We start from the raw sequence: 23,912 nt of genomic DNA, 5'->3' as shown, positions 1-23,912 counted from the left end.
AAGCTCCAGAGGAGCGACATAATAGTATAGATTTTAAAAAAAACATGTCGCTCCTATGGAGCTTTATAGTGTATACATTTACCTTTTTCTATAAATATGATACTTCTCCGAAGCTTACCAAAAAGGAGCTTTATTTTTGAGACAACCCCATTAAAATAGTATTGAAATTCGTTCTTTACTATTTAAATATTCAATTTCTAAAAGCATTTCACTTAATTGTAATTGAGCCTCTTTTTCTGTTTGTTCAACATCTTTATAATATTGTTCATCGCAGACAATTGGATCGTAATAGGCCTGTGTCTCCATGTTTGAAGCGCCCCACGGATAATTTTCGGGAATCTCTCGTTTATATCTTTCAAAAGTTCGAAATTTTTTATCGTAAATAGACTTATAGAATTTTTCTAAATCAATTTTAATTTCGATTGCTGTATCCTTGTTTCTGTTAAGATAATTATCTAGTCTGGTTTCAAACTCCAGTAAACAATTCTTGTTATGATCATACATTTTTAATGAGTGTAACAGATCAATTTTGAAAGAATCTAGGTTTTCGAACGGCTGAATTCTTAATTTTCTAATATTCATAAATTGTTTTTTTATAACTCGTTGGGTGAAATTATTTTCAACACATAGAAACATAGTTTAATTAAACTTAAAAAAGGCGTTTCACTAGTTTAAATGCACATAGTTTAGCTATGTGTGGAAACTTGTTTCTTCCATATATTTTGCATCATTTCCGAGTCTAAGACTGTTTCTGGAAGGCAAACTGCAGCTGGATTTCCTTTAAATTTTTCATTTGTAAATGAGTCAACAAAATAAGTCTTCATTTTTATAGAAGTGTTAAAAAGTATTATTGTATAAATATTCTTTTAATTATTAATCATAGGATTCAAATCCTCATCTTTATTTCTTAAATCCAGTCCGCCTTCGTAAACCGATTTTAAATTGGTCAAATAAAAATGCCAGCCGTTGGAACAGCCTAGTCTTATGTATTGTTTAGACGAATCGTCTGTTGGAATATTATGATGACGAAGTTCAACTATCGTATAACCATTTGTTTCGCTCAATTTTATATCGACCAAGCAATTTCCTTCAAATGTAAACTGTAAAAAGTCCTTTCCGTTAGCAGAAGTGATTTTTCCTTTCATGGCATCATCGTACAAATACCAAAGCCATTCATAAGAACTGTTTTCTGTAATGTTTCTGTTTTTGTCAATTGGTTCCTGATTGGCATCAAAAAAAGAAACCTTTTCGAGAAACCATTTTTCAAGTTCATTTGCAATTGTCCAAGCGTTATAGATTTCGCCGATTTTAGCTTTAACGGCTATTTTTTTGGTGAAAGAAGTCCAGTCGAAGTTTTTCATTTTTATTCGGTTTTATTTTCATTAAATTTTCTTTGCAGCAAATCATACAAATCCTTAAAATTAGTTTTCAGTGTATTTGCTGAGATGCTGATGGGTGAACCATACGTTTTGTAATTCATTTCTGCCGTTTTCCTTTTCAGAATTCCGCTTTGTCGGTTGATGTATTCGTTTGGATTTTTTACCGCAATGATTAAAAATTTCTGATTCATTACATTGACAGTACTAATTCTCGTAATGTCGCTCCACAAAACAATTCCGGCAGCAATATTGCTTGAATTGTCGGTAATTCCTTCAGAATTAATTAGTAAACCAGGCTTTTTGTCTCCTAGTTTTTTGAAGATTGTAAATCCTGCATATCCGAAAAAAATAACCGAAACTATACCACAGGAGAAAAACAATATTGGATTTCCATAAATGGGATGATTGCTGGTTGGAGGAGCTGTTAAGAACCAAATCCCGAGACAGATAAAAAGAACTGAAATGACTAATGATAAAAACATTTTTTTCTTGCTTAACGGAATTTCAATTTGATTTGCTGAAGACATAGGTTAGTTTTCTAGAATGATAATAATGCCCGTTGGGTTTAATTGATTATTTTTTATTCAACATATAAAAAAACATAGACTTGAGAAGAAACTAAAAAGAAACTAGTTTCATTAATTTCATTTGATGGGTTTTTACTTTACGAATCACTGATGTTGTTTTGCTAATTCCATTTTAAGTTTTTCTATTACTTCTTTTTCAAATTCTCTTTTCAGCATGATGTTCCCAAGAAGACCTAAATCCTGATTAACAAGTTGCCATTCTGATTCTCTGTCTTTGTAAACCGCAACGAGCGCAAAATCTGTAGTTTCTTCAAAAGGCCTTGTCCATGCTTCAATTCTCTTGCCGTTAAGATCAAAAGAAATGTCGTGCCAGTAATCTTTTGAATATTTATCTTTTAAGTCGGCATTTTTGAGCTGTAGCTTTTCTAGCGCCATTAGGACTTCATTTTCAGGATATTTTAGATAATACGTTTCTGCGTAAGGATATCTTCCTGCGGCATAAAAGTGAAAAGTTGAAAAAAAAGAAACTATTTTATAAGTAACAAAAAGAGCTATCGAGACAATTATCAAGATCTTTAGTTTAGACTGCATTGTTTGGATATTAGTTTGATTTAGGGTTTTGCAACTGTATAATTGTTTAAAGATAAAAATTTTTGATTGACAGAAGCCTCTAGAATATATTATTATATCCCATCAGATTTCCAATCGAAATATACGTAAAAATCAAACCAATGATGATTAAAAAAATAAGACCACAGCCGTTGTAATTATCTTTTAAAATAAATTTTTCAGGGTTCTCTGGATCGTAAATTATTTTTATGGGTTTATCTATATTTCCTCGATAAGATCTAAATTTATCTAAATCGGAAGAGGTATGCAAAAAAGGTTTTCGTGTAATTATTGTTCCCGCAGCAAGCAGAAACTCAACAAACAGGAGATTTATAGCCTTCGCTGTCTGCTTCGTAAGATACAATTGTTCCTGTTGTTTCGATTCCGTTTTTGTTGATTTTATATAAGAATACGATATAAAACGTTGCGTAAGCCAATGCAAATATTCCTAGAATCAGGAAACAGAGTACAGGTTTAAAAATCATGCAGACTACAAAAATCACAACTATTATGATTCCGTATTTTTTATCAAAATTTGCCACAAGAAATACTTTCTTTAAGTTTAATTTTTTTATGATATGGGAAAACCCAAAAATCATATCCATCAGGTGCGTATGTTGCGCAATCCTCTATTTTGCAAATCTGAAAAGAACGAATCACATTTTCAAAAGCTGTTTTTTTGCCGAATTTTAAATGGATTCCCTTGTTCGGATTTTGGATTTTTTTTATTTTTTGAATTTCAAGCTGAAAATCATTTAAAACGCTGTCATCATGTCTAGCGTTGCCGTTGAGCTGTAATCTAAGCATCGATTTTGTTTTTACATAATCTTCTAAATTATAGCCCAGTTGCTTTTCTATACTCTTATCCCTATAGGAAATATATGTTGCATTTTGAGCAAATGCCTTATATCGCAACATCAACAAAAAGCAGTTTGCGATAAAGATGATTATAAAACTGGAGAAAATATAAAAAGGTTTTAGTCTCATTTATGAATCTTATAAATACTAATCATTTCCTTACGTTATTTCTCTATTCAAATCTAAACAAATAAATTATCATTCTACTTTTGAAGATTCAATTAAGTTAAAATTTAACCAAATACTGATTTGTACGTAAAAATAACGTACATTTGTAATTTAGACATTTAATATTTTTACTTATGAATACATTAATTAACGATAGGATTGATGTTCGAATTAGCAAAGAACAAAAAGAGTTAATTAAGTACGCATCTGAATTGCGCGGCTTTAAAAACTTGTCTGAGTTTGTTGTTTTTTGCATCAATGCCGAAGCTGCAAAGATTATTACTGAAAATAATCTAGTAGTCAGTACGATAGAAGACAAGAAGATTTTCTTAGAGTCAATTTTGAATCCGCCAAGTCCAAATGAGAAGCTTAAGGAAGCTCAATTAAAATATAAAAATTTTTTGGAAGGCGATGAGTTTGATAATAGAGAAATTAAGTAAAGACCATAAAAAAAGTGGCTTTGATTGTGAAAATACAGTTTTAAACAATTATATTCAAAAACAAGCTAAACAAGATAGGAACCGAGATTTATCTGTTTGTTACGTTCTAGTCGATTCTGAAAATAAAAAAATAGTAGGCTATTATACATTATCTGGAAATTCAGTAAATACGCAAGATTTTCCTTTAGAGTTAGTAAAAAGAATGCCTCCATCTTATCAAAATCTACCAACTATTTTATTGGGTAGATTAGCGGTTGACAAAGAAATAAAGGGAAAAGGCTATGGAGCAATATTACTGATGGATGCATTAAAAAAATGTGTTGACATTTCTAGGTCTTTAGGTGTTTTGGCAGTAATTGTAGATCCAATTGACAGTAACGCAGTCACATTTTATGAGCAATACGGATTTATACTGTTGCCCGGTACAGGAAAAATGTTTATACCCATAAAAACTATTGAAAATTTTTAGTTTATATAAGAGGCCGCATTGTAAAATAGCCTTTTTTTATTTACTTAATTTCGATTTTTTATGATGAAGAGACAAAATTTCCTGGTTTAAGTTTAGAAAAAAAACTGCATGCACAAATGCTTCTTGACAAAGTTTAAATTCTTCGTCATTTAACATTTTGACTTTTGTATAACAGGCAGCAGAATCTTTTCTTCAGTTTTATCTTTCTAGTGTAAATTATTCACAAATTAAAGTATCAAAATCTACATGAAGCTGATTTGTATCTTTATCAATATTAACCCAATTAAAGCTTTTTAAAATATAAGCATTTCCTCCATCAATTTGAACCCATTCATCTATTCCTTTGGCAGCATTTGTCAAATCGTTTTTAGCTGTCATTCCGATAGGAGCGACAAAACTTCTGCCTTTTGTTAAATATTTGCAATTACTTGTCTCTATTTCTGATTGCGTTATGTATTTTGATTTTGTTAAAGTAGGAAGCGAATTGTGTACTTGAAGTGGAGACATGGTAGTACAAGAAGTAAGAAATAAAATTACGCCAATAAGGTTTAGCTTAAGTAGTTTATTCATTTTAGATAGATTTAGTTTTATCAAATATAAGATATTTAGTGTAAGTTTTAAACATCGATGTTGCGCAATCCCGAAAGCTTTCGGGACTGACTTTGCGCCATTTTCTTTGTGATTAATTTGAAAACAGAAACGTCTCAAAGTCTCTGACTTTATTTTAGGAATGTCTTGTATTAATTATTTTTAGAACAGTAAGTAAAAAGTCGGGAGATTTTTGTTTTGTTAGTGTTTTTTTAAGAATTATAAAAAAACGCAAAGTCAGAGACATTTGCGTAGCTTTTCGGTTGAAGACTTTGGGGAGCTGGGGGCGGGGATTTTTTTAGTACTCTTCGTGGAGCGGGAGCATTTTTTTTTAAAGTTCAGCTCTGTAAATATTGATAGTTATTTGTTTGAGATCATCACCCTCATCTGTTTTAATTTCAATACTGCCTTTTTTTTGAAATGTAATTTTGTTAGTCATTTCGATGATTGTAGAATTCAGAGATTTACTATTTCTTTTCTCTATTTTCCAATTCTTAAAAGTTCCATTTTCGTTTAACCATGCTTTTGCCACTTCAAATTCGTTATCTTCTTCAATGGCTTTGTATATTGAATTCATAAATTTATATTTAATTTTCAGGATATTATTTTAAATGTATTGTACGTTTCAATTTATTATTATTAATATATTTACCTCATTTTCAAATGTTTGCTGTCTATCATATGCATATTCAAGAAACTGCAAAATTAAATTTTCATCATTTGGTAAAATCACAAACTCATTGGTTTCAAATAAATCTTGTATTTCCTCTTTTTCTGATTTTTTCTTTTCTGATTCGCTTTCATTTGAATACAGATAAATGTCTAAAAATTGTTTTTCCGAATCAGGAACAAATCTTAAGATGAAAAAATCATCTGCTCTTATTTCAGTAATAAATGGCTTTGCATATTTATATTTTCCTTTTCTTGATCCAACAAGAACAATTTTACCTTTTTTATCGATTTGGATGTCTGGATTAGTACCAACTTTATGTTCATAGTTTCTTTTTCCAACTTGATTTAAAATTTGTTGTTTTACTCCGTCAGGTTTATGAAAATCATCTTCATGTTTATTGTCTGAATGATTTTTAGTCTGCCAACGCCCAATTTTAAAATGTAAAATTTCATTAAAATTCATTTTGTGTAATTTTTGCTATTGCTACATCGATATCCCTCCGCTACCTCACGAATCCTTTCGTGTGGTAAGCTTTTTTGTTGTTTAATTAAATGCAAACCGCACACGAAAGGATTCGTGCGGGAGCGGGGATTTAATCAATATCGCTAAATATTGGTTCTTCTTCCTCTTCTACTATAATTTCAATTACTGGTTGTTGATAATGTCTTTCAATTCCCCAATTTTGAATTATCCAGTTTGTTAATTCGTCACGCCTTTTGTTGCAGCTTTCAGCAACCCACTCATCATATTCAGCTATTTTTCTTTCTTGTCTTATGTCTGAATTTGAATAAGAAAAGCCAGTGCCTGCTATTCCTTTTTTTCTTTCAAATTCAAAGTTACTATAGCGTGAATTATCTTTAGTAAGTACTAGGTTAGATAGGTCATGAGTAAACTTTTCTCTTTCTTCTTTGGTCCATTTGATAAGCCAGTTTGAATTTGGATCAGGATTTTGTGGTAGAATATGTTCGATTGTTGAGTCTGTCAAATCTTCCCAATTTAATTTTGGCGGATTTTTGCCTTGTAGTAAAAAGAGCTCATACTCAAAAAGAGTGTATTTCAATAATCTTCTGTGATGATACCATGTAAAAAAATGATCTGTTAAAGATTTTCTGAAATCATTTTCGGGAGAATACCAGTTAATTGTTCCATAAATCCAGTCTGTAACTGATTTTAGAGAATGCTTAGAATGAAATACGTCATCAGACCATCGGTAGAATTTTGATAAAGCGGCATTGCTTCGTTTTCCTTCCCAAAGAAAAACTCTGTAAGAAAAGATTTCTATTGATTTTAAGAAATCAATATAATCGGTATTTTGTACTTCACCATTTTCATATTTGATTCTGGCAGCCACCAACAAAGGAAGATAGTTTGCAATATTTCCTGCATTCTTAATTTTGGTAAGCAGATTGAATTCACTTTCTTTAAGAGGAATATTGATAGGTTTAATAATTGCTGAATAATGTTTTGAGATTAATGCAAGACCATTTAAAAATTTTAAAAGAAAGTCTTTTACTTCATTTTTACTCTTAATTGAAAAATTTCGTAAAGGAATTACGTCATCAGTTTTAAAACCGCTGTAGCCTTCCCAGTTTTTTGGAGTATAGCTTACAAATAATGTCCATGCGATGCGTAAACACTGGCTTTCACTACCACTACATTTTGCTATATTTACATAAACTTCTTTCCAGGTTTTATTTATTAATTTAGTATAGTCTTCTTTTTCTGAAGCATCTGGAATGTTTCTATATACCCAATACATAAGATAATTTTTGAGTAGTTCCATTGAGGATAAATCTTTTCCTCTAGAATTCATAAGCTCAAAGGTCATTCCTATTTCACTTTCTACTTCGATAGGATAAAACGAAAAGTTTAATTTACGAATAATAGCATCAAATAAATCTCTTAAATAATTTTCACCTTTTTCTGCTCTTAATTCCAGCTGTTCTTCAATGTGTCTTTTCAAAAAAGAATATGCATCGTAAACTCTTTGTTGATGAATAGAATTTGGTTCCAAATTGCTAACTCCTTTTGATATTAAATCATAGTAGAAATCAGCTGTATCATTATTTAAGTTTAGTTTACATTTGCTTCCGGAAAAAAGATAAATAGGAACTTCAGAATTAAAATCAGCAGATATTTTAATAAGTTCTTTTAGAATAATTGATAAGTATATGCTGCAAGTTGTTAATCTTTGCTGTCCGTCAACTATGTCTACTATTTCAAGTTTTTTTGTACCATAATTTTCAGTTGGTTTGAAAATAGGCTGGTAGATAACAATAGTTCCTGTGTAGTGGTTAATAATCTTGTCATCGATTAAGGCATCAATATCTTGAACAAAATCTTTCCATTGTTTTATCTCCCAAGCATATCCTCTTTGGTAATCAGGTATTTGAAAAATCTTTCCTTCCAGAATATTTGATAAAGTTTTTTTCTCCATAAATTTCTTGTGTATGCATTGTAATGGTTGTTATAATAATGTTTATTGCGACGATAAAAAGAAACAAAAATCGTATTTTATTTAAACAAACTTCTGAGTAAAAACCCCCTGATTTGTTAAAAAAAGTAAAGCAAAGTTTATGTAGTTGAAACTTATTTAATCTTCTTCAACATTGCAAGCAATTCAGGAATTTTATTTACTTGAGATTCTGTCCAGAAATAGCGTCTATAATCGGTCAAACCATTATCTTTAAGATATATTGATATTCTTCTAGAGGTATTTTGAATATAAAAGCTAAATGTTATTTCTTTGGAATTAAATATATATGTGGTTGATTGATTCTTTTCGGTTTTATCTTTTAGATTTGGAATAACGTACTGTTCAAGAAATAAAACAAATTCTTCAACTTCATTTAAATCAATCCAAGAAGATTTAAAATAATTGTCGGTTAATGCCATTTCTACTTGCAATGCCTTTATTTTATTGTGTGATTTTAAATCAATTGCTTCAACAGGAAAGAAAACTAACACTTCTTTCAATCCAGTAGTAAATTCGGCTTTTATATTCCAATCCTTATTTATTTGCATGATTTCTGCATTCTCGATAAACTGTCGGGCTTCAGAATTCTTATTTTGAGAATAATTTTGGGTAATTATAAAAATAAGCAAGAATGTGAATAGCTTTTTCATTTTAAAATTTATGGTTGTTAGTTGAGTATGGTTTTCAAAACTAAGGACTTAAAATCTAAAAACATTACGGAAAACCATAATCGTTATTTTAAAAACCAAAACCCTAGCCCTGATAGCAGCGGCATCCTTTTTAGGCAAACGAAAAAGAGCTTATTAAACCGTAAACCTTCTGCCTAAAAAGATATAGCGGATAGCAGGAACTTGCTCCTAAAAACCAACATAATTCCACTAAATAGTCAACTGAAATCCCTCAAAAAATAACCACTAGAATTTTCCACAAAAATTTTGTAATTTTGCCGTCCAATAAAAGGAATTAGAAAATGTTAGATAGACTTCAATATGTAAAGCAGCGTTTTGATGAGATTTCGGATTTGATCATCCAGCCGGATGTTATTTCTGATCAAAAACGTTATAAACAGCTTAATCAGGAATATAAAGGCATAAAAGCGCTGGTTGAAAAGAGAGAAGAATACATTATAGTTTTGGCAAATATCGAGGAGGCTAACGAAATCATTGCAGACGGTAGCGATGCCGAAATGGTGGAAATGGCCAAAATGCAGCTGGATGAAGCAAAGGAGCGTTTGCCGGAGCTTGAGGAGGAAATCAAATTTATGCTGATTCCGAAAGACCCTGAAGATGCGAAAAACGTTATGGTCGAAATCCGTGCCGGAACGGGTGGAGATGAAGCGAGTATTTTTGCTGGAGACTTGTTTAGAATGTACACGAAATACTGCGAAACAATGGGCTGGAGAACATCTGTTGTAGATATGAACGAGGGTACTTCTGGTGGTTTTAAAGAGATTATTTTTGAAGTGACAGGAGAAGATGTGTACGGAACTTTGAAGTTTGAAGCGGGCGTACACCGTGTACAGCGTGTGCCACAAACCGAAACGCAAGGGCGTGTGCATACATCGGCTGCAACGGTTATGGTTTTGCCAGAAGCTGAGGAGTTTGATGTTCAGGTAGATATGAACGACGTTCGGGTCGATTTCTTCTGTTCGTCTGGACCTGGAGGACAGTCGGTAAATACTACGAAATCGGCTGTACGTTTAACGCACATTCCAACCGGATTGGTGGCGCAGTGTCAGGACGAGAAATCGCAACACAAAAATAAAGATAAGGCTTTGACGGTTTTACGTTCTCGTTTATACGAAATGGAATTGGCCAAAAAGCAAGAGGAAGATGCTAAAAAACGTAGTTCTCAGGTAAGTTCTGGAGACCGTTCGGCTAAAATTCGTACCTACAACTACGCACAAGGTCGTGTGACGGATCACAGAATCGGTCTTACGCTTTACGATTTAGGAAACATCATGAACGGTGATATCCAGAAAATCGTTGCCGAACTGCAGCTGGTAAATAATATGGAGAAATTGAAGGAAGCTTCGGAGGTTTACTAATTTTTTTAAGCTTCTAAGGTGCTAAGTTTCTTAGGACTAAGGTTTTTCTTAGATTCTGAAATTTTATCAGTTTTTTTTAAAAAATATTTAAGCCGGATAATGTCCGGCTTTTTCATTTTAATTTAAGGACAATACTACACTTTTTTATCACGAAGTAAGATTTATTAGTTTTTTCTAAAACTTAGCAACTTAGAAGCTTCGTACCTTAGCATCTTTAAAAAAAGACAGCCGATTTGTAAAATCGGATTGTCTTTTTTTTTGACTTTTTTTAGTTCATATTTGTTAATCCTATTTTTAAAAGTAAGAATTAACAGCCAACCAACTAAAAGAATTTTATGAAAAAAACTTTACACTTTTGCTGCTTCTTATGCGGCTTTTTTTATGCGCAAGGTCAGTCTTATTTTGGATTTCGTGATGATAATTATGCCGGTATTCAGGGCGTGTTATTCAATCCATCCGCTATTGTAGACTCGAAGTACAGGGCCGATGTTACTCTTTTTTCTGCCAGCGGTACCGCACAGAACGATTTATACGGAGTTAATTTTAACGATTTCCTGAAAAGCAATTATGATATTGACAAGCAGGCGAGCAAACATTTCAAGAGCAATAACAACGGAAATATGAATATTGATATTCTGGGACCTTCGTTTATGCTGAATATCACGCCAATACACAGTATTGCGGTTTTTTCGAGGGTTAGGAGCATTACCAACGTTGTAAACGTAAATGGCGAACTCATTGATGAGGTAAACAAAGATATCGATGCTTCGAACAGTTTTATGCTTTCGGGCGGGAGTCCGAATGGTGTTACGAATTCGTGGGCAGAGATTGGCGTGGGCTACGGAACGGTTTTAATGGATCGCGACGAGCATTTTATAAAGGGTGGAATCACACTAAAATACCTGATGTCGGGTGTAAACGGCTACATCAGCGGAAGCGATTTAAGCGTAGCTTTTACTAGAAACAATGCTTTTCCGGAATTGAGCGAATATTATTCGACTGGAACTTTAAAAACCGCTGCGAGTTATGATTATGCGAGCGGAAACGATCCAAAGTTTGACGGCAGCCCTGCTGGTATTGGTGCCGATTTGGGTTTTACTTACGAATACCGCACCAACTGCCATACTTGTATCGGAAACCGCTATAAATTTAAAGCCGCAGCCTCGATTACTGATATTGGAAAAATCAATTACAAAAACCTCGTTGAAAATACTTATGATCTTACAGGACGTGTAAATCAACAAGATATTGATGATGCCGACGATATTTTTGAATTTTTTGATGAAAATTATACTAAAGTTTCTTCAAGAAAAGGGGTAAAGGCCAACCTGCCAACAGCACTGCACACAAGTTTTGACTGGAATATCGATAATAAATTTTATCTGAACCTGAGCGGCGATTTCAGCTTGGTTGATGCCAACAAGGTAAACAGAATCTCGATTGCCAATTCGATTACTTTTACGCCAAGATACGAAACTCGACAATTCAGCTTTTATGTTCCTGTAACCTGGATGGAATACAGCGGTACGCAAATTGGAGCTGGTTTTAGGGCTGGCCCGCTATTTGTAGGTTCTGGTTCTCTGGTTTCTAATTTCTTATCAAACAATTCTAAAGCTACGAATGTCTATATAGGGTTGAAACTTCCTATTTATCAGAATTATAAGTAGGGGTTTTAAAGCTGCTAAGGTTCTAAGCTTCTGAGGTTCTAAGTTTTTGAGCTTCTACTAGACTAAATGATAATCATTTTGCATGAAAAACATAGCCCGTGGTTTCAACCACGGGAACGTGTAGTGGGTTGCGTTCCAATTTGAAGTAATACATTATGCTGCATAATTTCGTGTTATATTCGTTTCGTACAATGTTTGAAATTATTGTTTAAGCTGCTAAGCTTCTAAGTTTCTAATACACTAAATGATAATCATTTTGCATGAAAAATATAGCCCGTGGTTTCAACCACGGGAACGTATAGTGGGGTGCGTACCAATTGGAAATAATGTATTACACTACAAGATTGCGGTCTATATTGCGTCGGAACCACGAGGACTGCGTATTAAGGAATAGAACATTATCCGTGGTAAGTCAAAGATAAAAAACTCAGAAACTTAGCTCCTCAGAAACTTATCATCTTTAAAATAAAAAAAAGCAAAATGTACTAAAAAGTTCATTTTGCTTTTTCTCTAAGGCTCTAATTATAAAATTAGATTTATAGTGATGGTCTTATCTCTATTAACCGTTTTTCTAGAACGTATAATAGATGTTAGATTCCCAGAAATACTCTTGTATATTCAAAACATTTATATAGGTTAGAGTAGATTGTTACACCATTTTTGATAATTATTGTATTTAACTTTTCCATAATGCATGTATTTAAGTTAGACAATTACTCTTGCGATGGTTCGTATTTAGATGATTCTTCTTCATCTTCGGAAGACTCATGCGGTTTCGAAACCAGGTTAGTAACAATCAGCTGCACCACAGATCCTAAAATTCCTTTAAACATAGAATCTCCTTTTCCGACTATAAATCTCTTAGCCAGATAGCCGATTGCGATACTAATTGCCGACTGTGCCATATGGCTTTTAAAACCAACAGTTTCGTTGATTTCCTCAACCGTGTTTCTGATTAAGTTAAGAGGTTTTAGATTCTCTTTAATTTCATCAACATGATTTTTGATGGCGCACCATTCGGCATCTTGGCGGGTTTCTAAATATTTAATTCTCTGATTCAACTGATCAATAGTGTAAATAGGCTCCATAGACTTTTTAGATATTAATTAGCAAATCAGTTTTGTTTCTCTTTTAAGATACTCGATATAATCGAGTTTCCGATTGGAGTCTTAATTAGTCTATGATGTGCTTTGTGCACTATAACGGCTACAATCAGATAGAAAAGCGCCATTACAAAAAAGCCTAAATAATATTCTCCAAGTTCCTTTCCAATCCATAAGCTCAATCCCACATTCAAGAAAAGAGTGAAAAATGCAACAACAATACCGACTGCTATCTTAGAAGCTAATGATGAAACACCATCGGCTACTGAACATACCGTTTTAAGTTTGAGTAATTCTAAACTCGTTTTTGTATAATTTTCAGCTTTTTCATAAAGATTTAAATTCTCGTTTGTTGTTGCATTTGGTTCCATGATATAGGGTTTTATGGTTTGAAAAAATCACTTATATTTTAGTAGTTCGTTTTTACAGCTTTCGCTTCATCTTTGATAGAATTGAAATCGTCTTTAACTTGGTTAAGTTTAGATTTTCCTTCTTCAATGATTTCTTTACCGTTAGAAGTGATTGTGTTTACAATACCATCAAATTTTGTTTTGATATTATCGCTGTAATCTTTCGATTTATCTTTGATTTTTTTTCTTGTGTTAGAACCTTTGTCTGGAGCAAATAAAACTCCTAATAATGCTCCTGCTGCAGCGGCTGCTGCTATTCCTAAAATTGTGCTACTAGCTTTCATAATAAATTGATTTAATGATTAATATTTAATATTTGTTGATATTTTTTAAACTTCCCTGCCTTTGATAAGTCTAAGCAGAATTGCGATGATCGCGATAACAAGCAGTATATGGATAATGCTTCCAAAACTGTACACAAAGAACCCAAGAGCCCATAGTATAACCAGAATTACCGCTACGGTGTATAATAAGTTTGACATGGTTTTTATATTTTAGGTTAATAATTAATTTTGCGGTATGCTATTAGTTTAACTTATACGATAAGTATAATGTTAAGTTGCTGTTTTTTGCATCAGGATAAGTAAAAGTTGTTCCCGCAACTGTTCTTTCTTTCCCCACGGTTGTTAAACCATAATTGTAACGTAAACCAATACTTACTGGGTTAAAATCTACTCCTATACCTGCAGAAATACCAGCGTCAAATTTGTTTAAATCGTCAGTGTCGATATCTTCATCAAAATCAAAGGTTCCGCTTCCTGTTACTTTAGAACTTACTAAATACGAGGCATAACCACCGGCGTGTATATTAAAGTTTTTCGTAACATTTACTCTAACCAAAAGAGGAAGTTCGATATAATTCAATCTGAATTTGGCGTCTCCGCTTGCAAAAGCGTTGTTGTATTCTAATTCAGCACCTTTTGTAGTAAACAAAAGCTCTGGCTGAATGGCTACGAAATCTGAAATAGGCAGCGTAGCATAAACCCCGGCATTAAAACCGTATAAAATATTATTGTCATCTACATCTTCACCGCTTCCGTATAGGTTAGACATGTTGAAACCTCCTTTTACACCAAACTCTGTGTTTACATTATTGTCTTGAGCGTGCAGCATTCCAAATGAAGCTGTCAAAAAAAGTGTTAAGGCGCATAAAAAATTTGATTGCATTTTCATAGTTAAAAAATTTAGTTAATTAAATGTTGGCTTTTACTTGATTCCTGAGGCTCTCGGTTTCCCTTAAGAGCTTATAATGTTCAGGTAAATAATGCAATACTAGCTGTAAAATCGTTTTATCATTTGTTTCTTTAGAAATGGACTCAAATAATTCAATCTGTTCACTCAAAGACTTTGTCAGAGAATCTAAATATTCGTTATTAAAATTAGATCCATCGGCATCGATAAGATCATATAAATATCGTTTGTGCGTGGCGTTGATTTCTGTTATGACAATGAGCCTTGATGTTGCCATCTTTGATATTTCTCCCAGTAATTGATTCTCATGAATTTCGATTTTTCTGCTCAATTGTTGTATTGTACTGTCTGAACTTTTTTGTTGTGCAATTTGACTTTTAGAAATAATAGACTTACTCACATTTGCGGTCGAAATGAAAAAAAAAGCTTCTACTTCTTCTTTATCATTTTTAAAAAAAACGTCATTTTTTAAAGAGCTTTCTATCGTGCTGTTTTTTCTGCAAGACGTGATGCAGATAAGTATCACAAATAAAAAAAAGACCTTACAAATTGCCGTCTTAAATAGAGGACCTGCTTTCATTTTTACTTCTTAAAGTATTACATTACAAAGATGCTAACGAATACAAGATTTTGCTTTACACCATAAAAAAGAAACGTTATATAATTCCCATAACGGATTTATATAACGTTTTTTATGTGTTTTTAAAGGGGTTTTAATCGGGAAGGAATACCGTAAAAACAGAACCTTGATCGAGTGTACTGTCGGCTGTAATATGACCTTTATGGTTCTCTACGATTTTCTTACAAATTGCAAGTCCGATTCCGGTGCCAGGATAATCTGTTTTAGAATGAAGTCTCTGAAAAAGAATAAAAATGGTTTCTTTGAACTGAGGATCAAATCCCATTCCGTTATCGGTAAAAGTTATTTTGTGGAATTTCTTTACAGTTTGCTCTAAGATTTCAGGATAGTCGGCAGCATTTACTTTTTCGCTAGAAATCGTAACTTCTGGTGCAACATCTGGTCGGCTGTATTTTAATGAATTTCCAATTAAATTAATGAATAACTGTTCAATCTGATACGGAATAACCGATAGTTTCGGAAGTTTAGAAGCTGTAATTACAGCTTTTTTTTCTTCTATAACCTCTCCAAGTTCAGATTCGGCATTGCTCAAAAGTTCATTGAGATTTACTTTAATAAATTCTTTTTTGGTGGTATTTGTTCTAGAGAATAACAAAAGATCGTCAATAAGCACACGCATTCTTTTGGCAGATGCCTCTATTTTGGTAATATAATTTTTGCCGCTTTCAGACATTACCGCCTTGTCTGCATCGGAAACTCGAGAAATAAAAGTTTGGATTTTTCGAAGCGGTTCTTGCAAGTCATGACTGGCAACATGATTAAAAGAAGCCAGTTCTTTATTGCTTTTTTCGAGTTCTTTGTTTCGTTCCTGAAGTTCAATATTCAATAGATGCTCATCGGTAATATCAAAATTGATTCCGAGAAGTATTTTGCTTCCCTGTTGATCGGTAAGTAATTTTCCGGTCGACTTAAAATATCTGATTTCATGATCCGGACGCACTATTTTATAGTATACAAACGGAAGAGTGCCTTTTTCGATAATGCCGTCCATAGATTCGGCTACAGTCTGTTTGTCGTCTTGATGCACAAAATTCAGGAATGTTCCTTTTTCGGGTACAAAAGAGCCAGGCTCAAAACCCAGTAATCGATATTGGTTATCAGAATAGTCAATTTTATGAGTGTCTAAATCCCATTGCCAAGTGCTAAATTTACCAATGGTTTCAGATTCTGCAATCAGGCCGCTAGAGATAAGAAGTTTTTTGTTGTAGATTTTAAGGCGTTCAAAATCACGGCTGATTTGTCTATAAGCCAATAAAATAAAACTCAGCGCAACCAAAAATAAGGAAATCGAGAAAAGCGGACTTAAAGATATTTCGGCATCGTAAATTTTAAGCCTTTTTTTTAGATAGGCTTTTTCGATGTCGTTCATTTCATCGACTTTGAAACGAATGTTTTCCATCAGAATTCGTCCTCCAAACATATGATTGTCGAGTTTTCTTTTGTCATATGTTTTTGGGTCACTGTATTTCAGGCAGTTTTCAAAAGAAACAAAACGCTGATTAATGAGTTTGAATAGTTTTTCGAGATTTTTCTGCTGTTCAGGATTATCAGCAGTAAGCTTTTTTAGAGTGATAAAAGAGGTGTTTACTTTATCACGAGAATAAATGTAAGGCGTCAGGAAACGGGCATTGCGCGTTATGATATAGCCGCGCTGGCCCGTTTCTGCATCTTTTATGGCCGACATGAGTCGTTCGAGCTGAATGTTTATTTCGTAGGTATGCATCACCAGCTTACTCGATTCATTCAGATCCTGATTGTGTTTGTAAGCAATGGAAGAAAGAAATAACAGAATGAAAACTGCGATTACAAAAATAACTCTCAAAGAGTTTGAAGAATTAAAATTTGGTATCCATTTCATTATTTGGCTCTTATTTTAGTCGCAGCAAGAAATTATCACGGTTTAAACCAGATGTGTGATAGTGCCAGTTTACTGTCACGACTTCATTAATTATTTTTTTGAGTGTATTAAAATCACTAGGCTTTTTAATATATATATTGGCACCTTGTATAAAGGTGTCTTCAATATCTTCTTCTGAAGAAGATGTTGAGTAAATGGCAATAATAATATTTTTTAAATGTTCTGTTTTTTTAATTTCGATCAGACATTCCTTTCCTGTTTTTTTCGGCATATTCAAATCCAGAAACAAAATATCCGGAAGTTTATTGTCGGGATTTAGTAAGTGGTCCATCAGTTGCATTCCATCATGTACGAAATTAACATTGGTTTGGATTTTGATTTCTTCAAAAGCATCTTTAAAAAAAAGACGGTCATCTTCATCATCATCCGCCAATAAAATATTTAATGCGTTTTTCTGCATTTTAGTGTAGTATTTGGTTTTTTATTTTAAATTTTCTCTTCGTTTCTTAATTATTCTCTGAAAAGCCGACGGTGTAATTCCTGTAGTATTTTTAAATTGTGTGCTCAAATGCGCCACACTAGAGTAGTTGAGTAAGAATGCAATCTCGGTCAAACTCATTTCATTAATAATAATCAGTTGCTTGGCTCTTTCTATTTTCTGTAAAATGATAAAATTCTCGATAGAAGAATAGGTTACTTCTGAGAAAACGTTTGATAAATAACCATAGCTGTGGTTTAGTTTTTCGGCTAGAAAAACAGAACTTTTGTAGTTGTTGCTGTCGTCCATAAATACCAGTTCCGTAATGGCGTCTTTTATTTTCTGGACAAGAACACTTTTCTGATTTTCAACAATCTCAAAACCGCAAGGGGCGAGTTTGTTTTTTAGTTCTTCTAAAGCTTCTGCATCAAGATTATTTTCAATATCAATTTCTCCAAATCCGAGTGTACTAAAACTTATGTTATTTTCTTCTAAATTTTGTTTCAAATAAAGAGAACAGATTGTGTTAATGTCGAATTTTATGAATAGTTTCATTATATAGAAATTTGGTTAAAGATACTTAATTTATTTTTTGTTACAGCTTTAATAGTGGGCAGAATTTGCAGAATCATGTATTTTTTTAATAAAAGCTTAAAAAAATACCGCCTAATATTTTTACTAGACGGTATTTCCTGATTGAGTTATAAGGATTTACAAATCTGAGAGGATTTGATGAAATTCTTCTTTTGTTTTTCCTAATTTTTGCTGAAGTCTTCCGTACATTTCGTCTTCTTTTCCTTCAGCAAACATCAAATCGTCATCAGTTAACTCTGCGTACTTTTGTTTTAGTTTTCCTTTTAACTCATTCCAGTTTCCTTTTATTTCTGTAGTATTCATGATATTTGTCTTTTGTTTGTTATGTAAAATTCGATATTTGATCGCGACTTTTCGTTATATGAATTTTAAAAGTCGCTGCATAATTCACATTTGTGACTTGGAAAGTTTTTTGAGTTTCAAGTTTCAGGTTTCAAGTTTGAAGTTTCAAGTTTGAGGTTGAATCTAAAATCTTAAAAACAACTCATTCCTGATAACGTCTTAAAATCCAAGCCATTTTTTCGTGTTCCTGCAATAATCCAGTTACGAAATCTGCAGAACCGGCATCGTTTGTCTCGTCAAAAGCAGGAATATAACCTCTAAACTCGGTAACGAGCTGTTCGTGGTTTTCTAGCAATTCAGACAGCATATTTTTTTGAGAAGCGTATTCTTTTGGAGATTCTTTCAGGGTAGAATTTTCGATAAATTCTTTCATGGTCCCAATTGTTTTTTCGCCTAGCTGACTGATTCTTTCAGCAACTTCGTCAATATTGGCTTCAAGGATTCTGTATTGCTCTTCAAATAATTTATGAAGTTCCATAAAACTGTTTCCTGAAATGTTCCAATGAAATTTTCTGGTTTTCACATAAAGAGTCATTTCATTAGACAAAATCGTAGCTAGTATGGTAGCGCTTTTTTTTAGGTTTTTTGGAGTAATTCCGATATTGGGAGTCATAATCTGCTTTATTAATGTTGTTTTTTCAAAGTTACAGGCGGCGTTCGTAAATTTCTTTATATAATTTTTTTAAGAAATTACAGGAATTCAATGTTAGCCTAAATTCGCATTCCAATTATATTATTTGTAATTTTGCCGCACTAGCGAAAAACGATATGACAACACAGCAATTACACGAGCAGATTCTTCAAAAAAAATCATTTCTATGCGTTGGATTAGATCCTGATTTGACCAAAATACCGTCTCATTTGTTAGACAGCGAAGATCCTATATTTGAATTCAATAAAGCGATAATCGATGCAACACATGACCTAACTGTAGGTTACAAACCCAATACAGCATTTTTTGAGGCGTATGGAATAAAAGGCTGGATGTCTCTGCAAAAAACAATCAATTATATCAACGAAAATTACCCTGATATTTTCACTATTGCAGACGCAAAACGCGGCGATATCGGAAATACATCAAGCATGTATGCGAAGGCTTTTTTTGAGGATCTGAATTTTGATAGTGTCACTGTTGCTCCATATATGGGAAAAGATTCTGTCGAGCCTTTTTTGGCTTTTGGAAATAAGCACACTATTATGCTGGCCCTGACTTCTAACGAAGGGGCATTTGATTTCCAGACTTTAAATACAAACGGAACCCGAGGCGAAGCCGAACAGAGCGGAGCTAAAGAACTGTACAAACAGGTTTTGGAAACTTCTAAGACATGGAAGAACAGCGAAAACCTTATGTATGTGGTGGGAGCGACAAAAGCTGAATATTTTACCGAAGTCAGAAAAATTGTTCCGGATAGCTTTTTATTAGTTCCGGGTATCGGCGCTCAAGGCGGAAGCTTATCTGAAGTCTGCAAGTATGGAATGAATGATAAAGTCGGACTTTTGGTAAATTCTGCAAGAGCAATCATCTATGCTTCTAAAGGAACTGATTTTGCCGAAAAAGCCAGAGAGGAGGCTTTAAAGGTTCAGAAAGAAATGGAGGAAATTATTGGCGTAAAGTTTCAGGTTTAAAGTTTCAAGTTTTCTTTACTTTGAAATTGAATTCAACCGCAAAGTTCGCAAGGTTTTTTCGCAGAGTTCGCAAATTTTTGTGCGTTCATAGCATAAATCTGAGCGAACTTTGCAGTAAAAGACACCCAATAAACCTGAACTTGAAACCTGAAACAAAAAAATAAATGAAACAATTAACCGATCAAATAGGAACGATTCACTCTTTTGCAACTGCTCCAAAACGAATCATCTCTCTTGTGCCTTCGCAAACCGAATTGTTGTACGATTTAGGTCTGCAAGACAGAATTATCGGAATAACCAAGTTCTGCGTTCATCCGTTTCATTTTAAGTCGACTAAAAAGATTGTTGGCGGCACTAAGAAGATTCATTTTGAAAAAATAAAACTTCTGGAGCCGGATATTATTATCTGTAATAAAGAGGAAAACACTCCTGAAATTGTCGCACAGTTGAGCGCCATTTGTCCGGTTTGGGTAACCAATATCATTTCTATCGAAGATAATTTTCAGATGATCTCAGATTTTGGACAAATGTTCAATTGCAGAACCGAAGCTCAGAAGTGGAATGACAAATTAGCTTTCGCCTTGAGCGATTTCAAAAAATATGTAGAGAATATTGAAATCAGAAAAGTGGCTTATTTTATTTGGAAAAATCCTTATATGGTAGCAGGAAATGACACCTATATAAATGAATTGCTAAAGCTAAATCATTTTAAAAATATTTATGAAGATAAAGGTCGTTATCCAGAAATCGAATTGAAAAAAATGCGTCTCGATGGCGACCCCGATATTGTTTTGCTTTCTTCTGAACCTTATCCTTTTAAGGAAGAAGATGCTTTTGAAATAGGAAGATTTACCCATCACGCCAAAACGATATTTGTAGACGGAGAAATGTTCTCTTGGCACGGAAGCAGGTTGTTGAAAGCTTTTACGTATTTTAAATTACTTCATGAGAGGATAAAGAATTAGTTTCAGGTTTTAGTTGGTTTCAGGTTGGCTTTAGAATAATTTGATTTAACCGCAAGGCACGCTAAGATTTACGCAAGGTTCGCAAAGTTTTTATACAAAGCTTTGCGAACTTTACGTTTTAATATTTTAAAATCTAAATCTCGGTTTTGCTTTACCTCAAGGCACCCCAAGTTTTTCGCAAGGCACGCTAAGTTTTTACACAAAGTTTTTATACAAAGCTTTGCGAACTTTGCGTTTATAATCGACAGTACTTGGCAAAAAATCTTAGCGTGCCTTGCGGTTAATCAAAAAAGCGTGCCTTGCGGTTAAATAAAAAAAATGCCGACATCTCTAAGACGCCGGCATTGTTTAACTAACCAAAACCAAAATAATAAATAACCAGTTTATTACATTACAAATGTCCGACATAAATCAATATAATGTTGTTAAGGTCCTGTTATTACTTTGTTGAATATAAGTTAATGTCTGAAGAAGAGATTCTAATATTTAATTTCAGTTTTTGTTAACCGCAAGGTACGCTAAGTTTTACGCAAGGCACGCAAAGTTTTGACACAAAGTTTTGACACAAAGCTTTGCGAACTTTGCGTTTATAATCGGCAGTACTTGGCAAAAAATCTTAGCGTGCCTTGCGGTTAATCAAAAAACAGAGCCGACATAGCCACAAGGTACGCTAAGATTTACGCAAGGTGCGCAAAGTTTTTACACAAAGCTTTGCGAACTTTGCGTTATAATCGACAGTACTTGGCAAAAAAATCTTAGCGTGCCTTGCGGTTAATCAAAAAAGCATGCCTTTCGGTTAAATCAAAAAAAATGCCGGCATCTCGAAGACGCCGGCATCATTTAACTAACCAAAACCAAAATAATAAATAACCAGTTTATTACATTACAAATGTCCGACATATATCAATCTTTTGCTGTTAAGGTTTTGTTATTACTTTGTTGGACTAAAGTTAAGATTTGTAAATCACGCTTTTTGAGCATTCTACAGCATTAAATAATTTTTGATTATTAAAATATAATAACAATCAATTTTGTTTATTAGTCTTCTAATGATTTGTTTGTATATTTGATAAAACATTAAATATCAGCAATATGGAATCAAACAAAAAATTAACAACCGTAACGGGTGCACCCGTTCCAGACAATCAAAACATTCAGACAGCTGGCCCTCGTGGACCTGTTTTACTCCAAGATTTTTGGTTTTTAGAAAAAATGGCACATTTTGACCGTGAAGTGATTCCAGAAAGGAGAATGCACGCAAAAGGATCTGGAGCTTACGGAACTTTTACCGTAACACATGACATCACTAAATACACCAAAGCCGATATATTTTCGGAAATTGGAAAAAAAACTGAAATGTTTGTGCGTTTCTCTACTGTTGCAGGAGAGAGAGGTGCAGCCGACGCCGAAAGAGATATTCGTGGTTTTGCCATGAAATTCTATACTAATGAAGGAAACTGGGATTTGGTCGGTAATAATACCCCTGTGTTCTTTTTCCGCGATCCTATGAAATTCCCAGATTTGAACCATGCTGTAAAACGTGATCCAAAAACCAATTTAAGAAGTGCTGATAACAATTGGGATTTTTGGACCTTACTGCCAGAGGCGCTTCATCAGGTTACGATTGTAATGAGCGATAGAGGAATTCCGAGGTCATACCGCCAAATGCATGGTTTTGGGAGCCACACTTTTAGTTTCATAAATGCACAAAACGAAAGACACTGGGTAAAATTCCACCTAGTTTCGCAACAAGGAATTGAAAATTTATCTGATGAAGAAGCGGCCGTGCTCGTAGGAGGAGACCGCGAAAGCCATCAGAGAGATTTGTTTAATGCTATTGAAGAAGGAAACTTCCCAAAATGGAAAATGTTTGTTCAGATCATGTCTGAAGAGCAGGCGAGAACATATCGTTTTCATCCTTTTGATTTGACTAAAGTTTGGTTAAAAGGCGATTTTCCGCTTATACCAGTCGGAGAATTTGAATTGAATAAAAACCCTGAGAATTATTTTGCCGAAGTAGAGCAAGCGGCTTTCAATCCGGCGCATGTAGTTCCAGGAATTGGCTTTTCTCCAGACAAAATGCTTCAGGGACGTTTGTTCTCTTACGGAGATGCACATCGCTACCGATTAGGAGTAAACAATTATCAGATTCCGGTAAATTCATCAAGATGCCCTTACAACAGTTTCCACAGAGATGGTGCGATGCGAGTAGACGGCAATTTTGGAGGAAGAAAACACTACGAGCCAAACAGTTTTGGTGAATGGCAAGAACAGCCAGAACACAAAGAACCACCATTGGCAATTTATGGTGATGCTTATGCACACAATTTCAGAGAAGACGATAATGATTATTTTACGCAACCAGGACTTTTGTTCAGACTGCTGACCGATGAAAAAAAGCAATTATTGTTTAAAAATACAGCAGCACAGGTAGGAGGAGCACAGAAATTTATTCAAGTGCGTCACATCAGAAACTGTTATCAAGCCGACCCTGCCTACGGAGAAGGAGTTGCAAACGCTCTTGGCATGACAATGGAAGAAGTAAATGCTTTTGATGATCCTAGATTGGCGATTAGAGCGAGATAGTTTTTTTTAAAGTTGCTAAGTTTGTGAGCTTCTGAGGTTCTAAGTTTTGAACTTTACCTATAAAACATACCCGACAGTTTTAGCCTGTCGGGTTTGTTAATTTGTATTGAAAGTAAAAAACTGCATTCTCATTAACAAGTAAAAATACTCGTAAAGATTTAAAAATTCAGAAGCTCAGAATCTTATCAACTAAAATACACAAAGATCTAAAAACTTAG

At 33.7% G+C, this 23,912-nt stretch carries 30 protein-coding genes; 7 read left to right on the top strand and 23 right to left on the bottom strand.

All coding sequences use genetic code 11. The features are described 5' to 3' along the window. Positions 1–150 precede the first annotated feature (150 nt). The 7 genes from E0W73_RS05055 to E0W73_RS05025 all read right to left on the bottom strand — a co-directional run bounded on the left by E0W73_RS05055 (position 151) and on the right by E0W73_RS05025 (position 3,433). Complete coding sequence (locus E0W73_RS05055; RefSeq protein ID WP_135221004.1) at positions 151–582, bottom strand: hypothetical protein; 432 nt, start codon at positions 580–582, stop codon at positions 151–153. A gap of 104 nt (positions 583–686) precedes the next feature. Beyond that, positions 687–824 (bottom strand): PhzF family phenazine biosynthesis protein, encoded by a 138-nt coding sequence (locus tag E0W73_RS05050; RefSeq protein ID WP_244248436.1) that lies wholly within the window; start codon positions 822–824, stop codon positions 687–689. A 42-nt stretch (positions 825–866) separates the two neighbouring features. Next, positions 867–1,361, bottom strand: a complete 495-nt coding sequence (locus E0W73_RS05045; RefSeq protein WP_135221003.1) for an SRPBCC family protein — start codon at positions 1,359–1,361, stop codon at positions 867–869. Between the two features lie 2 nt (positions 1,362–1,363). Continuing rightward, on the bottom strand, positions 1,364–1,906 hold the full coding sequence (locus tag E0W73_RS05040) for an STM3941 family protein (protein ID WP_135221002.1): 543 nt from the start codon (positions 1,904–1,906) through the stop codon (positions 1,364–1,366). A gap of 144 nt (positions 1,907–2,050) precedes the next feature. Next, positions 2,051–2,497: a hypothetical protein gene (locus E0W73_RS05035; protein ID WP_135221001.1), complete on the bottom strand. Its 447-nt coding sequence runs from the start codon at positions 2,495–2,497 to the stop codon at positions 2,051–2,053. A 332-nt stretch (positions 2,498–2,829) separates the two neighbouring features. Beyond that, positions 2,830–3,057, bottom strand: coding sequence for a hypothetical protein (locus E0W73_RS05030; RefSeq protein WP_135221000.1), 228 nt, complete (start codon positions 3,055–3,057; stop codon positions 2,830–2,832). Then, the gene (locus E0W73_RS05025) at positions 3,044–3,433 is read right to left on the bottom strand and encodes a hypothetical protein (protein WP_135220999.1); all 390 of its coding nucleotides are present in this window, start codon (positions 3,431–3,433) and stop codon (positions 3,044–3,046) included. Before E0W73_RS05025 ends, E0W73_RS05030 begins: the two co-directional genes overlap by 14 nt. A gap of 242 nt (positions 3,434–3,675) precedes the next feature. On the opposite strand from E0W73_RS05025, the gene E0W73_RS05020 reads away from it, so the two are divergent. Then, positions 3,676–3,981, top strand: coding sequence for a type II toxin-antitoxin system TacA family antitoxin (locus E0W73_RS05020; protein WP_135220998.1), 306 nt, complete (start codon positions 3,676–3,678; stop codon positions 3,979–3,981). Beyond that, the gene (locus E0W73_RS05015) at positions 3,953–4,450 is read left to right on the top strand and encodes a GNAT family N-acetyltransferase (RefSeq protein WP_135220997.1); all 498 of its coding nucleotides are present in this window, start codon (positions 3,953–3,955) and stop codon (positions 4,448–4,450) included. Before E0W73_RS05020 ends, E0W73_RS05015 begins: the two co-directional genes overlap by 29 nt. Positions 4,451–4,666: 216 nt before the next feature. Here E0W73_RS05015 and E0W73_RS05010 read toward each other — a convergent pair whose 3' ends face one another. The 5 genes from E0W73_RS05010 to E0W73_RS04990 all read right to left on the bottom strand — a co-directional run bounded on the left by E0W73_RS05010 (position 4,667) and on the right by E0W73_RS04990 (position 8,837). Continuing rightward, positions 4,667–5,020 (bottom strand): hypothetical protein, encoded by a 354-nt coding sequence (locus tag E0W73_RS05010; RefSeq protein WP_135220996.1) that lies wholly within the window; start codon positions 5,018–5,020, stop codon positions 4,667–4,669. 349 nt (positions 5,021–5,369) lie between these two features. Continuing rightward, positions 5,370–5,615, bottom strand: a complete 246-nt coding sequence (locus E0W73_RS05005) for a hypothetical protein (RefSeq protein ID WP_135220995.1) — start codon at positions 5,613–5,615, stop codon at positions 5,370–5,372. Positions 5,616–5,663: 48 nt separating this feature from the next. After that, positions 5,664–6,173, bottom strand: a complete 510-nt coding sequence (locus E0W73_RS05000; RefSeq protein WP_135220994.1) for a hypothetical protein — start codon at positions 6,171–6,173, stop codon at positions 5,664–5,666. A 130-nt stretch (positions 6,174–6,303) separates the two neighbouring features. Beyond that, a complete protein-coding gene (locus tag E0W73_RS04995; RefSeq protein WP_135220993.1) occupies positions 6,304–8,148 on the bottom strand; it encodes a DUF262 domain-containing protein in 1,845 nt (614 codons plus the stop codon). A 152-nt stretch (positions 8,149–8,300) separates the two neighbouring features. Continuing rightward, positions 8,301–8,837, bottom strand: a complete 537-nt coding sequence (locus E0W73_RS04990) for a hypothetical protein (RefSeq protein WP_135220992.1) — start codon at positions 8,835–8,837, stop codon at positions 8,301–8,303. A gap of 320 nt (positions 8,838–9,157) precedes the next feature. Between E0W73_RS04990 and prfA the strand changes: the two genes are divergently transcribed. Together prfA and E0W73_RS04980 are read left to right on the top strand one after the other, a co-directional pair. Further along, complete coding sequence (gene prfA / locus E0W73_RS04985) at positions 9,158–10,234, top strand: peptide chain release factor 1 (protein ID WP_135220991.1); 1,077 nt, start codon at positions 9,158–9,160, stop codon at positions 10,232–10,234. 335 nt (positions 10,235–10,569) lie between these two features. Next, complete coding sequence (locus E0W73_RS04980; RefSeq protein ID WP_135220990.1) at positions 10,570–11,901, top strand: DUF5723 family protein; 1,332 nt, start codon at positions 10,570–10,572, stop codon at positions 11,899–11,901. Positions 11,902–12,614: 713 nt separating this feature from the next. Here the strand turns inward: E0W73_RS04980 and E0W73_RS04975 are convergent. The 11 genes from E0W73_RS04975 to E0W73_RS04925 form a co-directional block, all read right to left on the bottom strand. Next, positions 12,615–12,989 carry a hypothetical protein gene (locus E0W73_RS04975; protein ID WP_135220989.1) on the bottom strand — a complete coding sequence of 125 codons (375 nt, stop codon included), beginning with the start codon at positions 12,987–12,989 and terminating at the stop codon, positions 12,615–12,617. Positions 12,990–13,015: 26 nt separating this feature from the next. Further along, entirely contained in the window at positions 13,016–13,375 is a 360-nt protein-coding gene (locus E0W73_RS04970; RefSeq protein ID WP_135220988.1) for a hypothetical protein, read from the bottom strand. Positions 13,376–13,413: 38 nt separating this feature from the next. Then, positions 13,414–13,698, bottom strand: coding sequence for a YtxH domain-containing protein (locus E0W73_RS04965; protein WP_135220987.1), 285 nt, complete (start codon positions 13,696–13,698; stop codon positions 13,414–13,416). 45 nt (positions 13,699–13,743) lie between these two features. Next, positions 13,744–13,896: a lmo0937 family membrane protein gene (locus E0W73_RS04960; protein WP_128414821.1), complete on the bottom strand. Its 153-nt coding sequence runs from the start codon at positions 13,894–13,896 to the stop codon at positions 13,744–13,746. Between the two features lie 43 nt (positions 13,897–13,939). Next, positions 13,940–14,587, bottom strand: coding sequence for a porin family protein (locus E0W73_RS04955; protein ID WP_135220986.1), 648 nt, complete (start codon positions 14,585–14,587; stop codon positions 13,940–13,942). A 19-nt stretch (positions 14,588–14,606) separates the two neighbouring features. Continuing rightward, a complete protein-coding gene (locus E0W73_RS04950) occupies positions 14,607–15,185 on the bottom strand; it encodes a DUF4142 domain-containing protein (RefSeq protein WP_135220985.1) in 579 nt (192 codons plus the stop codon). A gap of 133 nt (positions 15,186–15,318) precedes the next feature. Then, the gene (locus E0W73_RS04945) at positions 15,319–17,103 is read right to left on the bottom strand and encodes a sensor histidine kinase (protein ID WP_135220984.1); all 1,785 of its coding nucleotides are present in this window, start codon (positions 17,101–17,103) and stop codon (positions 15,319–15,321) included. A 10-nt stretch (positions 17,104–17,113) separates the two neighbouring features. Then, positions 17,114–17,563, bottom strand: a complete 450-nt coding sequence (locus E0W73_RS04940; RefSeq protein ID WP_135220983.1) for a response regulator — start codon at positions 17,561–17,563, stop codon at positions 17,114–17,116. Between the two features lie 21 nt (positions 17,564–17,584). Further along, positions 17,585–18,136, bottom strand: a complete 552-nt coding sequence (locus E0W73_RS04935) for a helix-turn-helix domain-containing protein (protein ID WP_135220982.1) — start codon at positions 18,134–18,136, stop codon at positions 17,585–17,587. Between the two features lie 156 nt (positions 18,137–18,292). Beyond that, positions 18,293–18,478, bottom strand: a complete 186-nt coding sequence (locus E0W73_RS04930) for a CsbD family protein (RefSeq protein WP_012024385.1) — start codon at positions 18,476–18,478, stop codon at positions 18,293–18,295. 181 nt (positions 18,479–18,659) lie between these two features. Further along, entirely contained in the window at positions 18,660–19,130 is a 471-nt protein-coding gene (locus tag E0W73_RS04925) for a Dps family protein (protein WP_135220981.1), read from the bottom strand. Between the two features lie 155 nt (positions 19,131–19,285). On the opposite strand from E0W73_RS04925, the gene pyrF reads away from it, so the two are divergent. From pyrF to E0W73_RS04910, 3 genes are all read left to right on the top strand, one after another. Then, positions 19,286–20,143, top strand: a complete 858-nt coding sequence (gene pyrF / locus E0W73_RS04920) for an orotidine-5'-phosphate decarboxylase (RefSeq protein ID WP_135220980.1) — start codon at positions 19,286–19,288, stop codon at positions 20,141–20,143. 164 nt (positions 20,144–20,307) lie between these two features. Next, on the top strand, positions 20,308–21,108 hold the full coding sequence (locus E0W73_RS04915) for an ABC transporter substrate-binding protein (RefSeq protein ID WP_135220979.1): 801 nt from the start codon (positions 20,308–20,310) through the stop codon (positions 21,106–21,108). Between the two features lie 1,092 nt (positions 21,109–22,200). After that, positions 22,201–23,694: a catalase gene (locus E0W73_RS04910; protein WP_135220978.1), complete on the top strand. Its 1,494-nt coding sequence runs from the start codon at positions 22,201–22,203 to the stop codon at positions 23,692–23,694. Positions 23,695–23,912 lie beyond the last annotated feature (218 nt).

Source organism: Flavobacterium foetidum (genome assembly GCF_004634245.1).
In the GTDB taxonomy this organism is placed as follows: Bacteria; Bacteroidota; Bacteroidia; order Flavobacteriales; family Flavobacteriaceae; genus Flavobacterium; species Flavobacterium foetidum.
The sequence above is the reverse complement of the archived record's forward strand: the minus strand, read 5'-3'. Positions and strand labels throughout refer to the sequence as shown.